This is a genomic window from Pseudarthrobacter sp. NPDC058119 (genome assembly GCF_042884655.1).
In the GTDB taxonomy this organism is placed as follows: Bacteria; Actinomycetota; Actinomycetes; order Actinomycetales; family Micrococcaceae; genus Arthrobacter.
In genome coordinates this window covers 92,450-110,594 of the sequence record NZ_JBHVTN010000006.1, presented here as the reverse complement: position 1 = coordinate 110,594, position 18,145 = coordinate 92,450, and the positions used below count along the sequence as shown (strand labels likewise).

Genomic DNA, 18,145 nt, shown 5'->3' with positions numbered 1-18,145 from the left:
TCAAGCAGTTCAGTTAGGGCGTCGCTGATTTTGGAGACACGCCCTAGGACTGGTGGTGCTCGATCAGCCACGCCGCCATCTGCCGTGCACGCTTCCCTGCGTCCAGGTCGCCACCGGTGGCCGAGATGATGGATCCCTTCATGAGGATCTGCCAGGAGCGAGCAAACCCATCGGGGTCCTCAAGTTCCGCTTCCTCGGCCAGCGCCTGCACATGACCCCGGAGTTTCGCCAGGTAGTTGATGCTGGCCTGGCCCAAGGGGTGCGACGGCCCCATCTCCAGCAGGACCTGCGTGAAGGTACTCCCCTCAAAGTCATCGCGCTGGAACCACTCCCCCAGGACGTCGAAGATGGCCAGCAGGCGCTCAACCGGTGTTTGGCCGCGGCGGCGGGCCCGGGACACGATTCCTTCCACGGTCCACAGCTTGTCCCGCTGCTCCAGGAACGCCAGGACCAGCGAATCCTTGGACGGGAAATGCCGGTAGAACGTGGCTTTTGCCACTCCTGACCGCTCGATCAGCTCATTGACGCCAACGTCCCGGATTCCCCTGCGCGAGAAAAGTTCGTAGGCCACCGTAAGGATCCGCTCCACGGTATTGGTGCTGCCCTCCGGCGCCCCCGCGGAGGACGCATCGGATGTCGGGACCTTCGCCTCTGTGCTCATAGGACTTGGAGTCTATCCGAGAGGAAGACAGACCGGTCTTTCCCGCTGTAGTGTTTTCCCTACGCAGTTCTTTAGGACACCGCACAGGCGCACCAAAGGTCCGCCGGTTTGGAGCAAGGAGGCCCCAATGTCAGCAGAGCGGATGTTCCAAAGTGTCCCGTCGGACCCTGATCCCTGGATGTCCGGCGAGACGCCCGCCGAGGTCAGGCAGTTAGCCATCGAATCGCTCCGGTGGCAGGCCCAGGAAATCATCGATGAACTGCTCGGCGGCCAGGATCCGGGTGAAGAGCTTGCCAGGGCACGCCTGCGCCGGTGCGTCGCCAGGAACCCGGGCCAGCCCGAACGCGCGCTGCTTGAACAGCTCATGATCAACCGGGACCATCCGGTCCTCTAAGGTGTCCCACAGGGCTGCGGTAAGGGTCCGGCAGGGCCGCCGGCCAAATCCAGCGCGGCAGCACCCCGCCCCGTACCTGTGTGCCCCGTACCTATGAACTGAGCGGCAGGTTGTCGATCAGGCGCACGGGCCCCACCTTGGCCGCGATGAGCGCCAGGCCCTCGCCACGGAAGGGTGTCTCCCGGCAGTTCTCGGCCAGCGGTTCAAGCGTGCCCGGGTCCACCACATCGAAATAATCCAGTTCCACCAACGGCTGGGACTCCACCATCGCCAGCGCAGAGTCGAGGCCCAGGGGTTCGTGGGCGTTGGCCCGTTCCTCCAGCAGCCGCAGCGCCCTGGACAGGACCAGCGCCGCATCCCGCTCGGCATCGGACAGGAAGCGGTTCCGGCTGGACAGCGCCAGGCCGTCCTCCGCGCGGACCGTAGGAACGCCAACGATCTCCACCGGGAAATCCAGGTCGGCAACCATCCGCCGGACCAGGGCCAGCTGCTGGGCGTCCTTTTGCCCGAAGTAGGCCCGGTACGCCGGCAGGCCGCCGCCGGCGGGACCGGCAGAACCGGCAGAACCTGCCGCTCCAGACGGAAGGCCTGCCGCCGGCATGCCGTAGTGCAGCAGTTTGGCCACGACGGTCAGGGCACCGTCAAAGTGGCCGGGCCGCGAGGCCCCCTCCCACATGTCCCCCAGGCGGCCCGAAGTGATCCGCACCAGGGGCTCGCCGCCGGGGTAGACCTCCTCCACGGAGGGGACGAACGCCAGGTCAACGCCCTGCTCCTCGAGCAGGGCAAGGTCCGCGTCGAGCGTCCGCGGGTAGCGGTCCAGGTCAACGGCGTCGCCAAACTGGAGGGGGTTGACGAAGATGCTGGCCACCACCACATCGTTCTGCTCGACGGCGGTGCGCGCCAGCGTTGCATGCCCTTCGTGGAGTGCGCCCATGGTGGGCACCAGCCCCTGGGAAACGCCGTGCTTCGCGCCCAGCAAGAGGGCGCTTTCAGCTTTCAGGCCGGCCGCGGTGGTGACGAGTTGAATGGGCATTCAGTCTTCTTTCGGGTCGAGGGCCTCGTGCAGCCCCTTCAGCTGGTCAGGTTTCAGCAGCCCCCGCCCTTCGGCGCGCAGGGCGGTGGCGCGGGCCATCGCAAGGTAGGCGGCCAGCACGTCGCCGTGCCCGCCGCCGTCGAACTCCCGCAGCGCCTCAGCGTGGGCACGCACGGTGCCCACGTCCCCACGGGCCACCGGTCCGGTCAGCGCGGACTCCCCCGAGGCCAGCGCGTTTTCGAGCGTGGCCCGCAGCAGCGGCCCCAGCATCCGCTCAGGTGATTCCACTCCCACCTCGCGCAGGAGCTGTGAGGCCTGTGCCACCAGCGTGACCAGGTGGTTGGAACCATGGGCCAGGGCTGCATGGTAGAGCGTCCGGTCCGCCTCGGCGATGGCCACCGGCTCCGCCCCCATCTCCACCACCAGTGCCTGCGCGATGGGGAGCATGGCGGCGTCGGCGGTCACGCCGAAGGTGCAGTCGAGCAGCCTGGTGAGGTCCAGGCTCATTCCCGTGAAGGTCATGGCCGGGTGCAGCGCCAGCGGAACCGCCCCGGCGGCACGGACCGGATGCAGCACGCCCACGCCGTACCGGCCGGAGGTATGGGCCACAAGCTGTCCCGGCTGCCAGGCGCCAAGCTTCGCCAGCCCTTCCACCAGGTCCGGCAGGGCGTCGTCGGGCACCGCCAGCAGCACCAGTTCGGCACGCTCCACGATGTCCTGCACTTCCAGGACGGGCACGCCGGGGAGGAGCGCCTCGGCCCGGTCCCGGCTGGCGTCGGAGACGGCCGACACTCCTACGACGGCGTGTTCGGCGGCGCGCAGGGCCGCACCAAGCACGGCGCCCACCTTGCCGGCACCGATGATTCCGACGCCGAGGCGTCCGGGCTTAGCCATGTTGCTGGCCTTCCTGTTGGTAATGGGGGCGGGCTTCACGGGCGGGTGTCCCAGGATGCGGCGCCCCGGGAACCGGGGTGCCCGGCGTTGCCGCAGGCCCCGATGCCGGAACGACCTGCCGCAACCATTGTTCGGTGGTTTGCCGCCTCCTGGCCAGCCGGGCACGCGCGGACTGCTCGTCGAAGAGCTGCCGGGCCTCATCCAGTCCCGCCTGGGTCAGCCGCGGGGCCACGGGACCGGCCGTCGTGTGCAGCACCAGGTCAGCTACCCGGAACCGGCGCGCCAAAGGGCCCTGGTGGATCGCCAGCGACTGCGTCCGCTGATGGGGTACCAGCACAAGGTCCCGCCACCAGCGCCCGGAACGGATCAGCAGGGCCGTGTCCGTGGCGGCGAACCCGTTCCGGCGCCATGCAAGGGGCGCCAGCAGCCTTGCCCGCCGCGGCGTGGTGGTGAATCCACCGCCGGAATCCCTGCCTGTAAGCCCCGCGGCGAACATCTCAGCAGGACGTTCGGTTCCCGGGTCCGGGAGGACCAGTGGGAGCATGGCCATGATGTCGGCGAACTTTCCGACGGGCAGGAGGATGGTCCTGGTGTTCCCTTCCGCGGCGTTGCCGGACGTGCCGTATCCGGCAACGTTCACCTGCATCCGGTACCAGCCGAACGGACGCCACAGCGGCGGCTGGGCGATCTTGACCGCCTGGATCCGGCCGGGCGGAAGCGTCTGCGCCTGCGTATCGAGCAGCCCGTACCGCAGCCGGATGCCGTCCGGTGAGACCGCGGCGGTGAAGTTGTAGCCCTTGTTGAAGAAGTTCCAGTAACCTGCGGCGAGGCCCAGCGCGGCGGGCACCAGGTAGAAGTAGAAAGCGCGGTTGTCCGTCAGCGCTGACAGGAGCACCGAGACGATGCCGCCCACCACAATGAAGAAGCTTTGCTCGCTCAGCAGGAGCGATCCGATAAGGCGCGACGGCGGCACGCGAAGTACCTGGAGTTCCGGCGCCTCGGGTGCAGGCGGGCCAAAGGACGCCGCCGATGGGCCGCCGGGACCCCGAACCGCCGCGGCGTCGATGCCGGCGGCCGGACCTGCACGGAAATTTTCCTCAGCCCCGGACGCCCCGGCAAGGATCGTGGCGCGCAGCCGGCGGGCGTCGCCGATCGGCAGGTAGGCAAGGCGCACCGCTGATTCACCGGCGTCCGCGACCTCGAACTTGAGTTCGGCCAGGCCAAAGATCCGGGCCAGCAGCGGCTGCTCGATGTCGATTGCCTGGACCCGGTCCAGCCGCGCCTGCCGGTGCTGGCGGAAGAGGAAGCCGGTGTTGACGCGGACGTAGCCGCCGGAGACCTGGTACTTGGTGAAGTACCAGGTCAGGACGAACCCCAGGACCGCAACGGCCAACACCGCCGCGCCGCCGCCCAGGAGCCATGGAGCACGGCGGGCGAACCCGTCTTCGAACACTGGCTGGCCCTGGAGCGTCCGCTCAAACAGGTCGCGGCCGAAAAAGAACAGAATGGCCGCCAGCGCCACCCAGCCGCGGACGAAAGGTGAGGCAGGATGCACGCGCAGCCACTCGCCGTCGGACGTTCCCTGGCTCTCCGGTACCGCGTCAGGTGGGAGCGGGGGCACTCCGGGCAACGGGCCGTCAGTGGTCACAGTCCTGCCAGCCTGGCTTCGCCGCGCGCGGCCAGCTGTTCGCGTAGCCGCGCGCCCTCCGCTGCCGGGAGGCCGGGAATCCGCGCATGGGTGCCGGGGGCCGCGGTATGGAGCTTCACGGTGCACAGGCCCAGCCCGCGCTCCACCGGCCCCACCGCGATGTCCACGTACTGCATGCGGCCGTAGGGGACGGCCATGGTGCGCTGGAAGAAGATGCCGCTCCTGACCAGGAGGTCGTCGTCGCGCTCGGCGTATCCTATGGCCCGGACCTGCCGCGGGATGAGCACCAGCCGCCACAGGGCGACCACCAGGGTGGCAGCCGGAACGGTGACGGCCAGCCACAGCGGCGGCCACCGCCACCACCCCAGGAGGACAAACACCAGCGGCGCGGACAGGACCAGCACCGCAAGGACGTTGGCCAGGGCCCACTCCACCAGCCGGACCGTCACGTACTTCGGGGAAACCCGCTGCCAGGCAATACCGGGCGGGTCAATCGCCTCGATACGCATACTCGCCTTCCCCGGCGGCCTCCCCGCGGGCGGTACGGCCCTTCTTCCCGTCAACACCGGGGGTATCACCGTCCTCCGGGGGAATCCTGCAGAACCGCTCAACGAGGAGTCCCACCACGATCATCACCAGGCCGCCGCCGGCCATGGCAAGGGCAAGCCAGGTGATGCCCTGGTCGCTGCGCAGGCTCCAGATCCGCAGCTGGTCCAGGAAGATGCCCGCGTGCCAGCCCAGCAGCACCGTCCCGGCGTACGCACACGCCTGTGCCAGGACCAGGGTCCGGGCGGCCAGCAGGGGGTCCAGCTGCGTCTTCTTCGCCTTGCTGTTGGGCTGGTGGCTGTTCCGCCACCTCAGGATCCGGATCCCCAGGATCAGGGTAATGACGACGATGACGCCCATGGTGGCAAGCGCGGTGGAAGGCAGGACAGGCGTGGCCATGCTGAAGCGGCTGGTGACAACCGTGGCCGACCAGCCGGCGATGGCAAGGATGACGCAGATCAGCAGCAAACGCAGCGGATTGATGGGCTTCATCGCTCGTCCACAGCTCCCGCCGTGGGCAGTCCGTCAAAATCCCCGAACCCGTCAAACGGGGCCAGGTCCTTGAAATCGCCGGCCTGGACTGCCAAGGTGCTGATCCGTTCGCCGTTCAATGTGGCGGCGGGTTCGATGAGGGACCACGGATAGAGGACGAAAGCACGTGATGCTGCGCGGGGGTGCGGGATGGTCAGGACGGGATCGTCGCTACGGAGCTCGCCGTAGGTGATGATGTCGACGTCGAGCGTCCGCGGCCCCCAGTGGACCTCGCGGACCCGGAGGTGCTTGTTCTCCACGGCCTGGCAGTGTTCCAGCAGTTCCGCAGGGGTGAGGATGGTTTCCACGGTGATGACCATGTTCAGGAAGTCCGGCTGGCCGGAGGGTCCGCCCACCGCCTTGGTCTGGACGATGGGCGAGACGGCGAGGAGCCGGACCTCCGGCGGGTCCACCAGGTCCGCCACGGCCTCGGTCAGGGTCTCATTCCGTTCGCCGAGGTTGCTGCCCAGGGCCAGCACGGCCTTGGTGTAGATCCTGTTCATGCGTGTGCCCCGGCCGGCGCAGGGGCGGTGGAGGCCCGATCCCGGTGGACCGTCACTGCCACGTCACCGAACGGAACCTCGATGGGGGCCTGCGGTTTGTGGACCGTGATGTCCACGGCATGGAGCGCGAATTCGGACAGGAGGCCTTCGGCGATCCGCACCGCGAGTGCCTCAATGAGGTTGAGCGGCTCCCCGGTGATCCAGTCGGTAATACGCTGGGCCACCTCACCGTAGTGGGCGGTGTCCCGGACGTCGTCGGACTGCGCGGCTCCGGTGAAATCCAGGTAGAGCACAGCGTCCACGACAAAGGGCTGGCCCTCCCGGCGTTCGAAATCGAAGACACCGTGGTAGCCGACGGCCGTCACTCCGGTCAGCGTAATCCTGTCCATGGGTCCCCCGGCCCTATTGCGTTTTGGGTACGGCTTGTGTCGAAGGTGCCGCCGCCATGCGCGCCGCCACCTTGACCGCGTCGAGGCTGGAGGCGACGTCGTGTACACGGACGGCCCATGCCCCGCGGCTGGCGCTGATCGCCGTGATCGCGGCCGTGGCAGCGTCCCGCTCATCGGGAGCTGCGGACTTTCCGGCAACGGTAAGGAGTGTGCCGAGGAAACGCTTGCGGGAGGCGGCCACCAGGACTTTGTGCCCCAGGCTGTCCAGCTGGTCCAGGTTCTGCAGCAGTTCCCAGTTCTGGGCGTCGTTCTTGGCAAACCCCAGGCCCGGATCGATGATGATCTGTTCCTGGCTGACGCCGGCAGCGTAAAGCTTGTCCCGCACCCCTGCCAGCTCCGCCACCACTTCACCGGCAACGTCCGTATATTCGGCGAGCGAGTTCATGGTCCTGGCGTCGCCCCGGCGGTGGGTGAGGACGTAGGGCGCCTTGGAGGCTGCCACAAGCTCCACCATCTCGGGTTCGATGGTCAGGCCGGAGACGTCGTTGATGATGGCGGCGCCGGCCTTGAGGGCAGCGGCTGCCGTGGAGGCGTGCGTGGTGTCGATGCTGACCAGGGCGCCGGCCTTGACCAGCGCTTCGATCACAGGCAGCACGCGGCGCTGCTCTTCCTCCGGGGTGACGTCGTCCGCACCGGGCCGGGTGGACTCGCCCCCGACGTCGATGATGTCAGCGCCGGCATAGAACATCCGCAGGCCGGCCGCGATGGCCGTGTCCGCGGTCGCGTGCTTGCCGCCGTCGCTGAAGGAGTCCGGGGTGACGTTCAGGATGCCCATGACCAGGGTGCGGTCGGTGGGCAGGTCTTCGAAACGCGCGGCCGGCCGCGGCTTGCGCAGGATGGGCAGCGGGGATGTTGCGGGCCCCGTTCCGGGGGCTGCAGCGAGTGTATCCATGGTCTGTGGTTACCTTCCGAGGATGAGGCTCATGGCTTCGGCACGGGTGGCCGGGTCATGAAGCTGCCCGCGGACCGCACTGGTGACGGTCTTCGCTCCGGGCTTGCGGATGCCGCGCATGGACATGCACATGTGTTCGCATTCGACAACGACGATGGCACCGCGGGGTTTGAGGTGCTGTACCAGCGCCTCGACGATTTCGGTGGTGAGCCGTTCCTGCACCTGGGGGCGGCGGGCGTAGATGTCCACCAGCCGGGCCAGCTTGCTCAGCCCGGTCACCTTGCCGTCATGCGAGGGAATGTACCCGACGTGGGCCACCCCGTGGAACGGCACCAGGTGGTGCTCACACGTTGAATAGAACGGGATGTCCTTGACCAGGACCAGTTCTTCGTGGTCCAGGTCGAAGGTGGTGGACAGGACGTCCGCCGGATCATGGTGCAGCCCGGCGAACACCTCCGCATAGGCCTTTGCGACCCTTTTGGGGGTGTCCAGGAGGCCGCCGCGGTCCGGGTCCTCGCCGATGGCAAGGAGGATCTCACGGACGGCCGCCTCAATCCGTGGCCGGTCCACCTTTTCGCTCTTGGAGTGGTGGGAACCGGCCTCCGCCGGGTGGGCGGCGGAGGCGGAAACGTCGTCGTCGTCGAAGGAAGTCACAGGGAAAGCTTAGCCGCGAAGGGTGTCAGGCCCCGAGTCGGGGGTGCCCCCATGAAACGGAGCGTCCTCCGGCACGCCCTGCGGATGCGGCGGCTGTGCGTCCAGCGGTTCATCCATACGGGCCTTCTTGGCTTCCTCCTGGGCTTCGCGCTCGGCACGCTCCTGGCGGCTCTCCACCGGTCCGGTCAGCTGGACGGGGCGGGTCTCCTTGGACAGCCACACCTCACGGAAATCGCGCTTGCGGACATCCCGGAAGATGTCTGCGATCTCTGCCTGGTTGAGGGTTTCCCGCTCCAGCAGTTCCAGGGCCAGGATGTCCAGGATGTCGCGGTTTTCGGTGAGGATTTCGTAGGCCTCGTCGTGCGCCTGCTCGATCAGGCGGCGCACTTCCTCATCCACCACGTAGGCGATCTGGTCCGAGTAGTTGCGCTCGTGCCCGGCGTCGCGGCCCAGGAAGGGTTCTCCGCCGCCCTGGCCCAGGCGCACGGCACCGACGCGTTCGCTCATGCCGTATTCGGTGACCATCTTGCGTGCGGTGCCGGTGGCCTTTTCGATGTCGTTGGATGCGCCGGTGGAGGGATCGTGGAACACGATCTCCTCTGCCACGCGGCCGCCCATGGCGTAGGCCATCTGGTCGAGGAGTTCGTTGCGGGTCACGGAGTACTTGTCGTTCTCCGGAACCACCATGGTGTATCCCAAGGCCCGGCCGCGGGGAAGGATGGTGATCTTGGTGACCGGCGCCGAATTCCGGAGGGCAGCTGCCACCAGGGCGTGGCCGCCTTCGTGGTAGGCGGTGATCTTGCGCTCGTGTTCCTTCATGACGCGGCTGCGCTTCTGCGGGCCGGCCATGACGCGGTCAATGGCCTCGTCCAGGGCACGGTCGTCAATGAGGTTGGCGTTGGAGCGTGCCGTGAGCAGGGCGGCCTCGTTCAGGACGTTGGCCAGGTCCGCACCCGTGTAGCCGGGTGTCTTCTTGGCCACGGCCTTCAGGTCGACGCCGGGGGCCATCGGCTTGCCCTTGGCGTGCACCTGCAGGATCTGGTCGCGGCCGATCAAGTCCGGCGCTTCCACGGATACCTGGCGGTCGAAACGGCCGGGACGCAGCAGTGCCGGGTCCAGGACGTCCGGCCGGTTGGTGGCAGCGATCAGGATGACGTTGGTCTTGACGTCGAAGCCGTCCATCTCCACCAGGAGCTGGTTGAGGGTCTGCTCGCGTTCGTCGTTGCCGCCACCTATGCCGGCACCGCGGTGCCGCCCGACAGCGTCGATTTCATCCACGAAGATGATGGCCGGCGAGTTGGCCTTGGCCTGTTCGAAGAGGTCCCGGACGCGGGAAGCACCGACGCCGACAAACATTTCCACGAAGTCGGAGCCGGAGATGGAGAAGAAGGGGACCCCCGCCTCACCTGCGACAGCGCGGGCCAACAGGGTCTTGCCGGTACCTGGCGGGCCGTAAAGCAGCACGCCCTTGGGGATCTTGGCGCCGACGGCCTGGAACTTGGCCGGTTCCTGCAGGAATTCCTTGATTTCCTGCAGTTCCTCCACGGCTTCGTCCGAGCCTGCGACGTCCGCGAAGGTCACCTGCGGCATGTCCTTGCTGACCATCTTGGCCTTGGACTTGCCGAACTGCATGATCTTGGAGCCGCCACCCTGCATGCGGGTCATCAGGAACCAGAAGAGTGCGCCCAGCAGGATCACGGGGATCAGGAGGGAAAGCAGGCCTGAGAACCAGTTGCTTTCAATCGGCTGGTCCGTGAAGCCCTGGGCCGGCTTGGCGTCGGTGACAGCCTTCACCACGTCCTGCGCGCGGGCATCCACGAAGAAGAACTGGACGCTCTTGCCTTTGTCCTGCCCGTTCACCTGCAGGTTGTCCTTCAGCGTGAGGTCAACGCGGTTCTCGCCATCGAAGATCTTGGCCTGCTCCACCTTGTTGCTGGAGAGCAGTTCCAGGCCCTTGTCAGTGTCGATCCGGGCCGCACCGCCGGGGGCGAGCGTTGCAAAAGCCACAAGGAGCAGACCGACCACAACGACGATCCAGATGCCCGGGCCTTTGAAGAAGTTCTTAGCTTTCATCTGTTCGGGGGCTGGCCCCGTCCCTTCCGGTAGTGCTTCACGGCGAGTAATCTGCGCGCGTGATGGTGCTGCGTCAGCTTCTAGCTATACACCGTCCGGAGTAAATCACGCATAGCGAAAAGCAAAAGTTCCCTGTGGGCGTAGCGGGACTACCCTCCGCCGCCGGGCGCGCGGAAGGGTGCGCGCCGGGCGGTGCCGGCCGGGGCTTTCCGCGGCCGGGGCCTACTCGTAGACGTGCGGGGCCAGGGTGCCCACGAAGTCCAGGTTGCGGTACTTCTCGGCGTAGTCCAGGCCGTAGCCCACCACGAATTCATTGGGGATGTCGTAGCCGACGTACTTGACGTCGATCTGCACCTTGGCGGCGGTGGGCTTCCGGAACGCCGTGCAGATCTCCACGGAGGCAGTGCCGCGGGATTCCAGGTTGGTCTTGAGCCAGGAGAGCGTGAGCCCGGAATCGATGATGTCCTCGACGATCAGCACATCCTTGCCCATCAGGTCGGTGTCCAAGTCCTTGAGGATCCGCACGACGCCGGAGGACTGGGTACCGGAGCCGTAGGAGGACACGGCCATCCAGTCCATGGAGATGTGGCTGTGCAGCGCCCGGGCCAGGTCAGCCATGACCATCACGGCACCCTTGAGGACGCCAACGATGAGGATTTCGCGTCCCTCGTAGTCTTTGTCGATCTGCGCGGCGAGTTCGGTTATCCGCTGCTGGATCTGTTCCTTGGTGTAGAGAACGTGCTTGAGATCTGCCTGGACGTCGTTTGAATCCACCAATGGCTCCTGTTAGATGCGGGGTGCGACTATTTTGCGGGCGGTTTTTGAGGCCGGAATACTAGCTTCCCACAGCGCGCGGGTTCGCGGGGAACGGAACCGGCGCTGCCCGGGGCCCCTGCAGCGGCAGCGTCCTTCGATTCCTCCAGCTGCGCGAGCGACAACCGGTACACCGCCACGTTGCCCGGAAGCTGCACGGGACCGGCCGAACCTCGCCGCCGCAGCAGTGCTTCCGCCGCCAAAAGGCGCCGGTAGCTGGGCTGCTGCCCGCCGGCGTCGGCCGCTGCCTTGGCGATGACGCGGAACCTGATGGCAGGCGCCAGCGCGCGCAGCTCCTCCTCCGGCAGGCCCAGTTCCCTGCCGTTCCGCTCCACCAGGGAGGCGTACGTGCTTTCCGCCACATCCTCGAGGTAGTCGGCATCCTGCTGCAGGATGGCGGCGGTCCGGGCAAGCGATTCGGCGACGCCGGGACCAAGTTTTTCCTCAAGGTGCGGCAGGACTTCCACCCGCGTCCGCGACCGGGCAAAGGAGGGGTCGGAATTGGTGGGATCGTGCCAGGGATCCAGCTCCTCCACGGCGCAGATTTCTTCCGTGTCCGCGCGCCGGAGCTCCAGGAAAGGGCGGAGGAGGACGGCGTTCCCCGTCCCGGGACGGGCGGGCCGCATACCGGCCAGGGACCGCGTGCCGGAGCCGCGGGCCAGGCCGAGCAGTACTTGCTCCGCCTGGTCGTCCAGGGTGTGGCCCAGCAGCACTGCCTGCGCGCCCTGCCCTGCGGCTGCGGCTTCCAGTGCGGCGTGCCGGGCTTCGCGGGCGGCGGCCTCGGGGCCCATTCCGGCACCGGCCACCGTGACGGTACGGATTTCCACCGGCTGCAGGCCCAGGCTCTCCAATGCAACAGCGGTGCGGGCGGCGACGTCGCCGGACCCCTCCTGCAACTGGTGGTCCACCACCACGGCGCCGACGGTCAGTGAGTGGCCGTCCACGTGGCCGCGGCGGGCGAAGTAGGCGGCGACGGCGGCGAGCGCCAACGAGTCCGGTCCGCCGCTGCAGGCGACCAGGACGTGGCGGGGATAGCCGGCGCCGGCCAGGGCGTTCTGCAGCAGTTTGCGCGCAGTGCCGACGACGGGTGCCAACCTGCCGGGCCGTCGTCGACCGCTCCGGGCGCCCGGCGCTTCAGCCGCCGGGGCGCCCTCCGGTACGTCTGACGGCAACTAGAGGCCCATCCGGTCGAGCCACAGCTTGGCGTCGTGGATTTCTGGCTCGGTGGGGAGGTGGTCCACCGAGTCCCACACCTTGTTGAAGCCCTCCATGCCGGCCACGTCCACCACGGCGCGGACAAAACGGGCGCCGTCGGAGTACTGGCGCATCTTGGCATCCAGGCCCAGGAGGCTGCGGATGAACTTTTCGATCACGCCGCGGTCCTTGCCGCGGTCGTTGAAGCGCTGCCGGATGGTCTTCACGGACGGCACGATGCTGGCGTCCACGGCATCCATCACCACATTCGCGTGCCCTTCAAGGAGGCTCATCACGGCGGTGAGGTGCGAGATGGCTGCCTTTTCCTCGGGGTCCTGCAGCAGGTCCAGGATGGCGCCGCGGCCCGGCGTGTTACCGCTGGCCGAACGGTCCTTCAGTGAGCGCGCGGCAGCCGAGGCGCGCTCCATCAGCGAATCGACGTTGCCCAGGAGGTGCCCGCTGAGTTCGTCGATTTGCTCCAGCATGTGGTGGCGCAGCCAGGGTGCCGCCGCGAACTGCACCCTATGCGTCTGCTCGTGCAGGCACACCCAGAGCCGGAAGTCCTCCGGGGCGACGTTGAGTTCGCGCTCCACTGAGATGATGTTTGGCGCCACCAGCAGGAGCCGTCCGGCAGCAGGGGCCGTGGAGTTCTCTGCCAGCGCTGCAAAGGGATCGTACTGGCCCAGGACCTTGCTGGACAGGAACGCCAGGACGGCGCCCAGCTGGCTTCCCGTAATGGCGCCGCTGACCTGGGCGGCCGCGGGGCTGAGGTTTCCGCGGCGGGTGTCCAGCATCTTTTGCATGGCGGGCTTGAGCATCACCGCGAAGCTTTGGGTGTTGGCCTTGGCCCAGGATGCCCGGTCCACCACCAGCACGGAGGAGTCCCGGAGGTCCCGCGCCGCTTCCAACCCGGTGATTTCGTGGACGTGGGGAACGGAGGCGTCCGCGAGCCGGCGCAGGCTGTCCACCGCCTCGCCGATGGCTTTTCCGTCGAGCACGGGTCCGGCCGGGGCCAGCCGCGCCGCGGCAGAGGCAGCGAGGTCCCAGTTGATCAGGGCCTGCGCCTGGTTGGACTGGGCTGCCTGGTTCGAGGACAACGTCGGTGCGGACTCGCGCGCAGTGGACTCCATGGTTCCCATCAGAACACAGCAGGCCCGGGATCGTCCTTAAGTTCGCTGACCGGCGAAACTTCCACAGCCCCTGCACAGGGAGGCAAAAGCGCCGTCCCAGTCCGGGCCCGCACAGTGGAGACCACGAAGCATCCCGCCCGGACAGGAGCGGCGCTTACCCGCACAACCGTTGCCACCCGGCACCGGTTATGCGGGGCAGGGCCGCCCATACGGTCCACGGCCGGTCATAACCATCGAAGGAGGACACCATGATCCCCTACCGTCCCATCGCTCCCCTTACCATCGGCCCGCGCACGGGCTGGAGGTCGGTGCTGGCCGCCGTCGTGATGGCCGCATTGTTGGGCACCACCGGAAGCCCGCGCTAGCGGCAGCCGCAGCCTGCCAGGGCGGTGGCTGCCCGGTCCAACGCCACCTTGTTTCCGGCAGCTCCGGGCGTCAGTCCGTTGCCGATGAAGGAGAACACCAGGAGCCGGCCGTCTGCGTCAACCACATAGCCGCTGAGCGCCAGCACGGTGTTCAGGGTTCCGGTCTTGGCGCGGACCAGCCCCGCACCGCCTGACGTGGTGGAGTCGCCGTAGCGGGTGTCCAGGGTGCCCGACAGGCCGCCGACCGGGAAACCGTCCAGGGCAGAGCGGAGCCTGGTGTCTGCGCCCGTGGTCATGGCGCGCACCACGTCCGTGAACTGGCGGGCCGTAACCTGGTTACCCAGGGCCAGCCCGCACACATCCACCAGCTTCACGGCGTCCGGGGTGACCCCCGATGCCGCAATCTCGGCAGTGACTGTGGCCGTGGCGCCGTCGTTGCTGCCGGGCCGCCCCGTGGCCACGGCCGCCATCCGGCCCATGGTTTCAGCCAGGTAGTTGTCCGAGACCTGCAGCATTAGGTCCACCTGCTCCGCCACCGTGGCCGAGTCGACACCGGCCAGGGTTGCAGCGCCGGCCTTGGCTGCTCCGGGTGAACGGTCGACGCCGGCCGCGACGGTCAGTCCCGTCCCGGCACCTGCCGTGCGGAGCTGGGCCGCGAACGCCTCCGCCGCAGCCATGGCCGCATCCTGGGGGCGCGGACCGGTGGGGACGGCGGGATCGAAGCGCGCGGAATTGAGGGCCAGCGGGTAGAGCGGGGCGATTTCGCCGGCCTCCACGTCGCCGGACAACCAGTTGGGGTTCAGCGAAGGGCCGGTGAAGAGGGAGTCGTCCAACAGCACCTTGATGTCCCCGGCGGTACCGGCGGACCGCAGGGCCTGCACGGTGAAGGCCGCAAGCGTGGCCAGGCCGGCGTGACCCATGACCTGACCGGGCCGCGACTCCCCGGCGCCAAGGAGGACGTCGCCGCCGCCCACCAGGACCACCTGGCCGGGAGCAGGGCCCTGCACCACCTTCGTGGCGAACCGGTGGTCCGGTCCCAGGGTGCGCAAAGCCGCCACGGCAGTCAGCAGCTTGAGGTTCGACGCCGGTACCCGGCCTTCCGAGCCGCCCCGGTCAAAGAGGACCTGGCCCGTGAGCGCATCCTGCACCATGCCCGTGAAAGTACCGCCGCCGTCGGCCGACAGTACCGGTTCCACCTGCGCCGCCACGGCAGCCGGCACGGGCACCGGGGCCGAAGGCTGGAGGGGCGCAAGCACCTGCGGGACGGACAGTGCGGTGGGAGCCTGCTGCCAGGCTGGCACGGTGGGGGACGGCGCCGGAGCGTCCGGGCCGCGGAAGCCGGGGGCCACGAGCAGGACGGCCGGGAGGGCCAGCGCGAGCAGGAACAGGGCGGCCAGGACCAGGTGCCAGGGCTTCCCCGCCTCCGGGACCATGCCGCCGGAGCGTCGGGAACGCCGGTCGCGCAAACGTTCTCCGCCGGTTGGTGTGGTCATGATGGTGCTGGTCCTCAAGTCCTGAAATTTCCCCACAAGTTCCTGATTCCAGGGCCTCTCGCTATATCCTCAATTGTAGTCGGCGGCACCGACACGCTTTTTGATGGGCCCGTCCTGTGTGCCGCGCACCCCCTGCAATTGCCGAGGAGCATTCCCATGAAGCACGACGTGACCATCGAGATCCCCAAGGGATCACGCGTCAAGTACGAAGTTGACCACGAGACCGGCCGCGTCCGCCTGGACCGCGTCCTCTTCACCTCCATGCAGTACCCCACGCACTACGGGTACTTCGAGAACACCCTCGGCGAGGACGGCGACCCGTTGGACGCACTGGTGCTCCTGCAGGACTTCGACCTGCACCCCGGCGTCATCGTCGAGTCCCGCCCCATCGGCGTCTTCAACATGACCGACGACGGCGGCGGAGATGCCAAGATCCTGTGCGTGCCCGTGGACGCCCGCTTTGACCACATCCAGGAAGTCAGCGACGTCAACGAGTTCCTGATCAAGGAAATCGAGCACTTCTTCACCCGCTACAAGGACCTGGAGCCGGGCAAGTGGGTCAAGGCCGAGGGCTGGGGCGACCGCGCCGCCGCCGAAGCCGAGCTGGAAGCCTCCATCAAGCGCTACGTCCCCACCGGCCACTGATCGGCCCACACCAGAAGTCCCCGTCTGCTGGACAAATCCCCGCGCAACGCGAGGGGGAATTGCCCGGGAGGCGGGGATTTTCCGTATGAACCGCCTTCAGGAACTTGTGGCATGGTGGGGCTGTGAATTCCGAGCCAGCCGTGACATCCCAGCTTCTGTTCCATCCCGCGTGCGGGCCCGTCAGCGGCTGGCGGGACGGCGATGTTGTCCGCGCCTCCGGCATCCCCTACGCCCGGGCCCCACGGTTCCAGGCGCCTGTACCGGTCCCGGACTGGACCAGCGAATATGCCGCCATGTCCCCCGCTCCCGCATGCCCGCAGGCGCCGGTGCCGTTCCTGGACGACGTCCTGGGCACGAAGTACGGCGAGCTCCCGGGCAGCGAGGACTGCCAGAACCTGTCCATCACCATGCCCGTCGACATCTCGCCCGGCGAGAAGCTGCCCGTCATGGTCTGGATCCACGGCGGCTCCTACACCACGGGCTCCGGGGACTTGGCCATTTTCGACCCCGCCCGGCTGGTGGCCGAGAACCGGGTGATCGTGGCCTCGGTGACGTACCGGCTTGGGCTGTTCGGCTTCCTGGCCACTCCTGCAGGGCGGCCCGGCAATCTGGGACTCCTGGACCAGCTCGAGGCCTTCCGGTGGGTGCAGCGGAACATCTCCGCCTTTGGGGGTGATCCCGGCCGGGTCACCGCGTTCGGGCAATCCGCCGGCGGCGACGCGATCGCCCACCTGATGGCCACACCCGAGGCTCCAACCCTTTTCCAACGCGCCATCATCCAAAGCGCCCCGCTGGGGATCACCCGCGGCCGGGCGAAGATGAACCACGCCATGGGGATTGCCGCGGACGGCGTCACGGAACAGACCCCTGCCATGGACGTAGTGGCTCTCGAAACGCAGGTGGCCCAGGTGGCCAAAAAGTTCGGGATGTTGGCCGCCATGCCGTTCGGCACCCAGTACGGGCACGATCCGCTCCCCGGGGAGTCCGGCATCGAGGCTGCCTGGAACCGGACCGCGCCGGCCATCGACGTGCTGATCGGCCATACCTCCGAGGAGGCCCGGCTGTTCCTGCCCCGCAGCCCGCGCCTGATGCGCGTGGCCAAGGTTCCGTTGGTGGGCAAGGCCGCCGTACGCGCCATCGACTGGGTGGTGACCGAGACCGTGTACGGCCGGGCCACCCGCAGGTTCGCGCGCCGGCATGCCAAGGCGGGCGGCCGGGTGCACCGGTACGTCATGGACTGGCACGCCCCCGGCAACCTCTTCGGCGCCGCCCACACCATCGATCTGCCCCTGTTGCTCGGCAGCCGCAAGACCTGGGACGGCGTGGGCCTGATCGCCGGCGCGCGCTGGGAAGATGTGGACGTGACCGGCAGGGCGGTGAGGTCATTGTGGGCCGGTTTTGCCCGCGGGGATGACCTGGGCGGGGCAGGCGGAGTCGACGGCGCCCTGCACTACATCCGGGTCTGACAGCCCATGAAAACCCTCGGCGTGGACCTGGCGGCAGCCACCAAGAAAACCGCCGCGGCCGTCATCGACTGGAGCGATGACCGGGCCCGGCTGTCCCATCTGGCCCTGGACGTGGATGACCAGGAGATCGTGGACCTGTTCGGCAGCTGCGACATGACCGGCGTCGACTGCCCCGTGGGCTGGCCGGACGCCCTGATCCCGTTCCTCACCGGCCACCTGGAATTCAATGCTGGACCCGTCCTGGAACATGACGGCATCGCGGGCCGCCGGCTGCTTGCCTACCGGGACACGGACCGGTTCTGCACCGCACAGACCGGCCTGATTCCGCTGAGCGTCTCCGCGGACCGGCTGGCGCACCCTGCCATGCGCTGCGCCGCGATCCAGGCGAAGATAGCGCAGCTCCACGGCCCGCAGCCAAGGGACGGCTCGGGCCGGCTTGCCGAGGTGTACCCGGCGGCATCACTGAAAATTTGGGGCCTCAACGGCCGCGGCTACAAGGGCCGCGGCGTCCCCGAAGCCGAACGCCTGGGCCTCCTGCTGGCGACCCTCGAGGAGCAGGCGCCCTGGCTGGACCTTGCCGGGCACCGGGAGCAAATCACCGCTTCGGACGACCTGTTCGACGCCGTCATCGCCTCGCTGACCGCCCGGGCCGTGGGCCGCCGTCGTACGCTCCTGCCCGATGACGCCCACGCAAAAGCCGGCCGCAGCGAGGGCTGGATCCATTTGCCCTCCTGTGGCCTGGACGGGCTCCGGGGCTAGGA

19 protein-coding genes are annotated in these 18,145 nt (G+C 68.0%); 4 read left to right on the top strand and 15 right to left on the bottom strand.

All coding sequences use genetic code 11. The features are described from left to right. Positions 1-43: 43 nt before the first annotated feature. Complete coding sequence (locus ACFVTD_RS13905; protein ID WP_387563907.1) at positions 44-661, bottom strand: TetR/AcrR family transcriptional regulator; 618 nt, start codon at positions 659-661, stop codon at positions 44-46. 127 nt (positions 662-788) lie between these two features. Here ACFVTD_RS13905 and ACFVTD_RS13900 point away from each other — a divergent pair, with 127 nt between their 5' ends. Then, the gene (locus ACFVTD_RS13900; RefSeq protein WP_387563904.1) at positions 789-1,055 is read left to right on the top strand and encodes a hypothetical protein; all 267 of its coding nucleotides are present in this window, start codon (positions 789-791) and stop codon (positions 1,053-1,055) included. Positions 1,056-1,146: 91 nt separating this feature from the next. Here ACFVTD_RS13900 and ACFVTD_RS13895 read toward each other — a convergent pair whose 3' ends face one another. The 14 genes from ACFVTD_RS13895 to dacB all read right to left on the bottom strand — a co-directional run bounded on the left by ACFVTD_RS13895 (position 1,147) and on the right by dacB (position 15,273). Further along, positions 1,147-2,088, bottom strand: a complete 942-nt coding sequence (locus tag ACFVTD_RS13895) for a 4-phosphopantoate--beta-alanine ligase (RefSeq protein ID WP_387563901.1) — start codon at positions 2,086-2,088, stop codon at positions 1,147-1,149. Then, positions 2,089-2,982 (bottom strand): Rossmann-like and DUF2520 domain-containing protein, encoded by an 894-nt coding sequence (locus tag ACFVTD_RS13890; protein ID WP_387563898.1) that lies wholly within the window; start codon positions 2,980-2,982, stop codon positions 2,089-2,091. Further along, a complete protein-coding gene (locus ACFVTD_RS13885) occupies positions 2,975-4,630 on the bottom strand; it encodes a PH domain-containing protein (protein WP_387563895.1) in 1,656 nt (551 codons plus the stop codon). Before ACFVTD_RS13885 ends, ACFVTD_RS13890 begins: the two co-directional genes overlap by 8 nt. Further along, positions 4,627-5,139 carry a PH domain-containing protein gene (locus tag ACFVTD_RS13880; RefSeq protein WP_387563892.1) on the bottom strand — a complete coding sequence of 171 codons (513 nt, stop codon included), beginning with the start codon at positions 5,137-5,139 and terminating at the stop codon, positions 4,627-4,629. Before ACFVTD_RS13880 ends, ACFVTD_RS13885 begins: the two co-directional genes overlap by 4 nt. Beyond that, a complete protein-coding gene (locus tag ACFVTD_RS13875) occupies positions 5,120-5,668 on the bottom strand; it encodes a DUF3180 domain-containing protein (RefSeq protein WP_387563889.1) in 549 nt (182 codons plus the stop codon). Before ACFVTD_RS13875 ends, ACFVTD_RS13880 begins: the two co-directional genes overlap by 20 nt. After that, entirely contained in the window at positions 5,665-6,210 is a 546-nt protein-coding gene (gene folK / locus ACFVTD_RS13870) for a 2-amino-4-hydroxy-6-hydroxymethyldihydropteridine diphosphokinase (protein WP_387563886.1), read from the bottom strand. The genes ACFVTD_RS13875 and folK overlap by 4 nt, the downstream gene beginning before the upstream one ends. After that, complete coding sequence (folB, locus tag ACFVTD_RS13865; RefSeq protein ID WP_387563883.1) at positions 6,207-6,599, bottom strand: dihydroneopterin aldolase; 393 nt, start codon at positions 6,597-6,599, stop codon at positions 6,207-6,209. The genes folK and folB overlap by 4 nt, the downstream gene beginning before the upstream one ends. Positions 6,600-6,612: 13 nt before the next feature. Continuing rightward, positions 6,613-7,551 (bottom strand): dihydropteroate synthase, encoded by a 939-nt coding sequence (folP, locus tag ACFVTD_RS13860; protein ID WP_387563880.1) that lies wholly within the window; start codon positions 7,549-7,551, stop codon positions 6,613-6,615. A gap of 9 nt (positions 7,552-7,560) precedes the next feature. Further along, positions 7,561-8,205, bottom strand: coding sequence for a GTP cyclohydrolase I FolE (gene folE / locus ACFVTD_RS13855; protein WP_387563877.1), 645 nt, complete (start codon positions 8,203-8,205; stop codon positions 7,561-7,563). Positions 8,206-8,214: 9 nt separating this feature from the next. Beyond that, a complete protein-coding gene (gene ftsH, locus ACFVTD_RS13850; protein ID WP_387563874.1) occupies positions 8,215-10,278 on the bottom strand; it encodes an ATP-dependent zinc metalloprotease FtsH in 2,064 nt (687 codons plus the stop codon). Between the two features lie 222 nt (positions 10,279-10,500). Next, a complete protein-coding gene (gene hpt, locus ACFVTD_RS13845; protein ID WP_141158593.1) occupies positions 10,501-11,052 on the bottom strand; it encodes a hypoxanthine phosphoribosyltransferase in 552 nt (183 codons plus the stop codon). A gap of 29 nt (positions 11,053-11,081) precedes the next feature. Beyond that, positions 11,082-12,155 carry a tRNA lysidine(34) synthetase TilS gene (tilS, locus tag ACFVTD_RS13840; RefSeq protein ID WP_387564391.1) on the bottom strand — a complete coding sequence of 358 codons (1,074 nt, stop codon included), beginning with the start codon at positions 12,153-12,155 and terminating at the stop codon, positions 11,082-11,084. Between the two features lie 108 nt (positions 12,156-12,263). Then, on the bottom strand, positions 12,264-13,415 hold the full coding sequence (locus ACFVTD_RS13835; protein WP_387563871.1) for a zinc-dependent metalloprotease: 1,152 nt from the start codon (positions 13,413-13,415) through the stop codon (positions 12,264-12,266). A gap of 361 nt (positions 13,416-13,776) precedes the next feature. Next, on the bottom strand, positions 13,777-15,273 hold the full coding sequence (dacB, locus tag ACFVTD_RS13830; protein WP_387563869.1) for a D-alanyl-D-alanine carboxypeptidase/D-alanyl-D-alanine-endopeptidase: 1,497 nt from the start codon (positions 15,271-15,273) through the stop codon (positions 13,777-13,779). A gap of 156 nt (positions 15,274-15,429) precedes the next feature. Here dacB and ACFVTD_RS13825 point away from each other — a divergent pair, with 156 nt between their 5' ends. From ACFVTD_RS13825 to ACFVTD_RS13815, 3 genes are all read left to right on the top strand, one after another. Next, positions 15,430-15,918, top strand: a complete 489-nt coding sequence (locus ACFVTD_RS13825) for an inorganic diphosphatase (RefSeq protein WP_018762663.1) — start codon at positions 15,430-15,432, stop codon at positions 15,916-15,918. 140 nt (positions 15,919-16,058) lie between these two features. Beyond that, positions 16,059-17,384: a carboxylesterase family protein gene (locus ACFVTD_RS13820; protein ID WP_387563865.1), complete on the top strand. Its 1,326-nt coding sequence runs from the start codon at positions 16,059-16,061 to the stop codon at positions 17,382-17,384. Positions 17,385-17,390: 6 nt separating this feature from the next. Continuing rightward, positions 17,391-18,143 (top strand): DUF429 domain-containing protein, encoded by a 753-nt coding sequence (locus ACFVTD_RS13815; RefSeq protein ID WP_387563862.1) that lies wholly within the window; start codon positions 17,391-17,393, stop codon positions 18,141-18,143. Positions 18,144-18,145 lie beyond the last annotated feature (2 nt).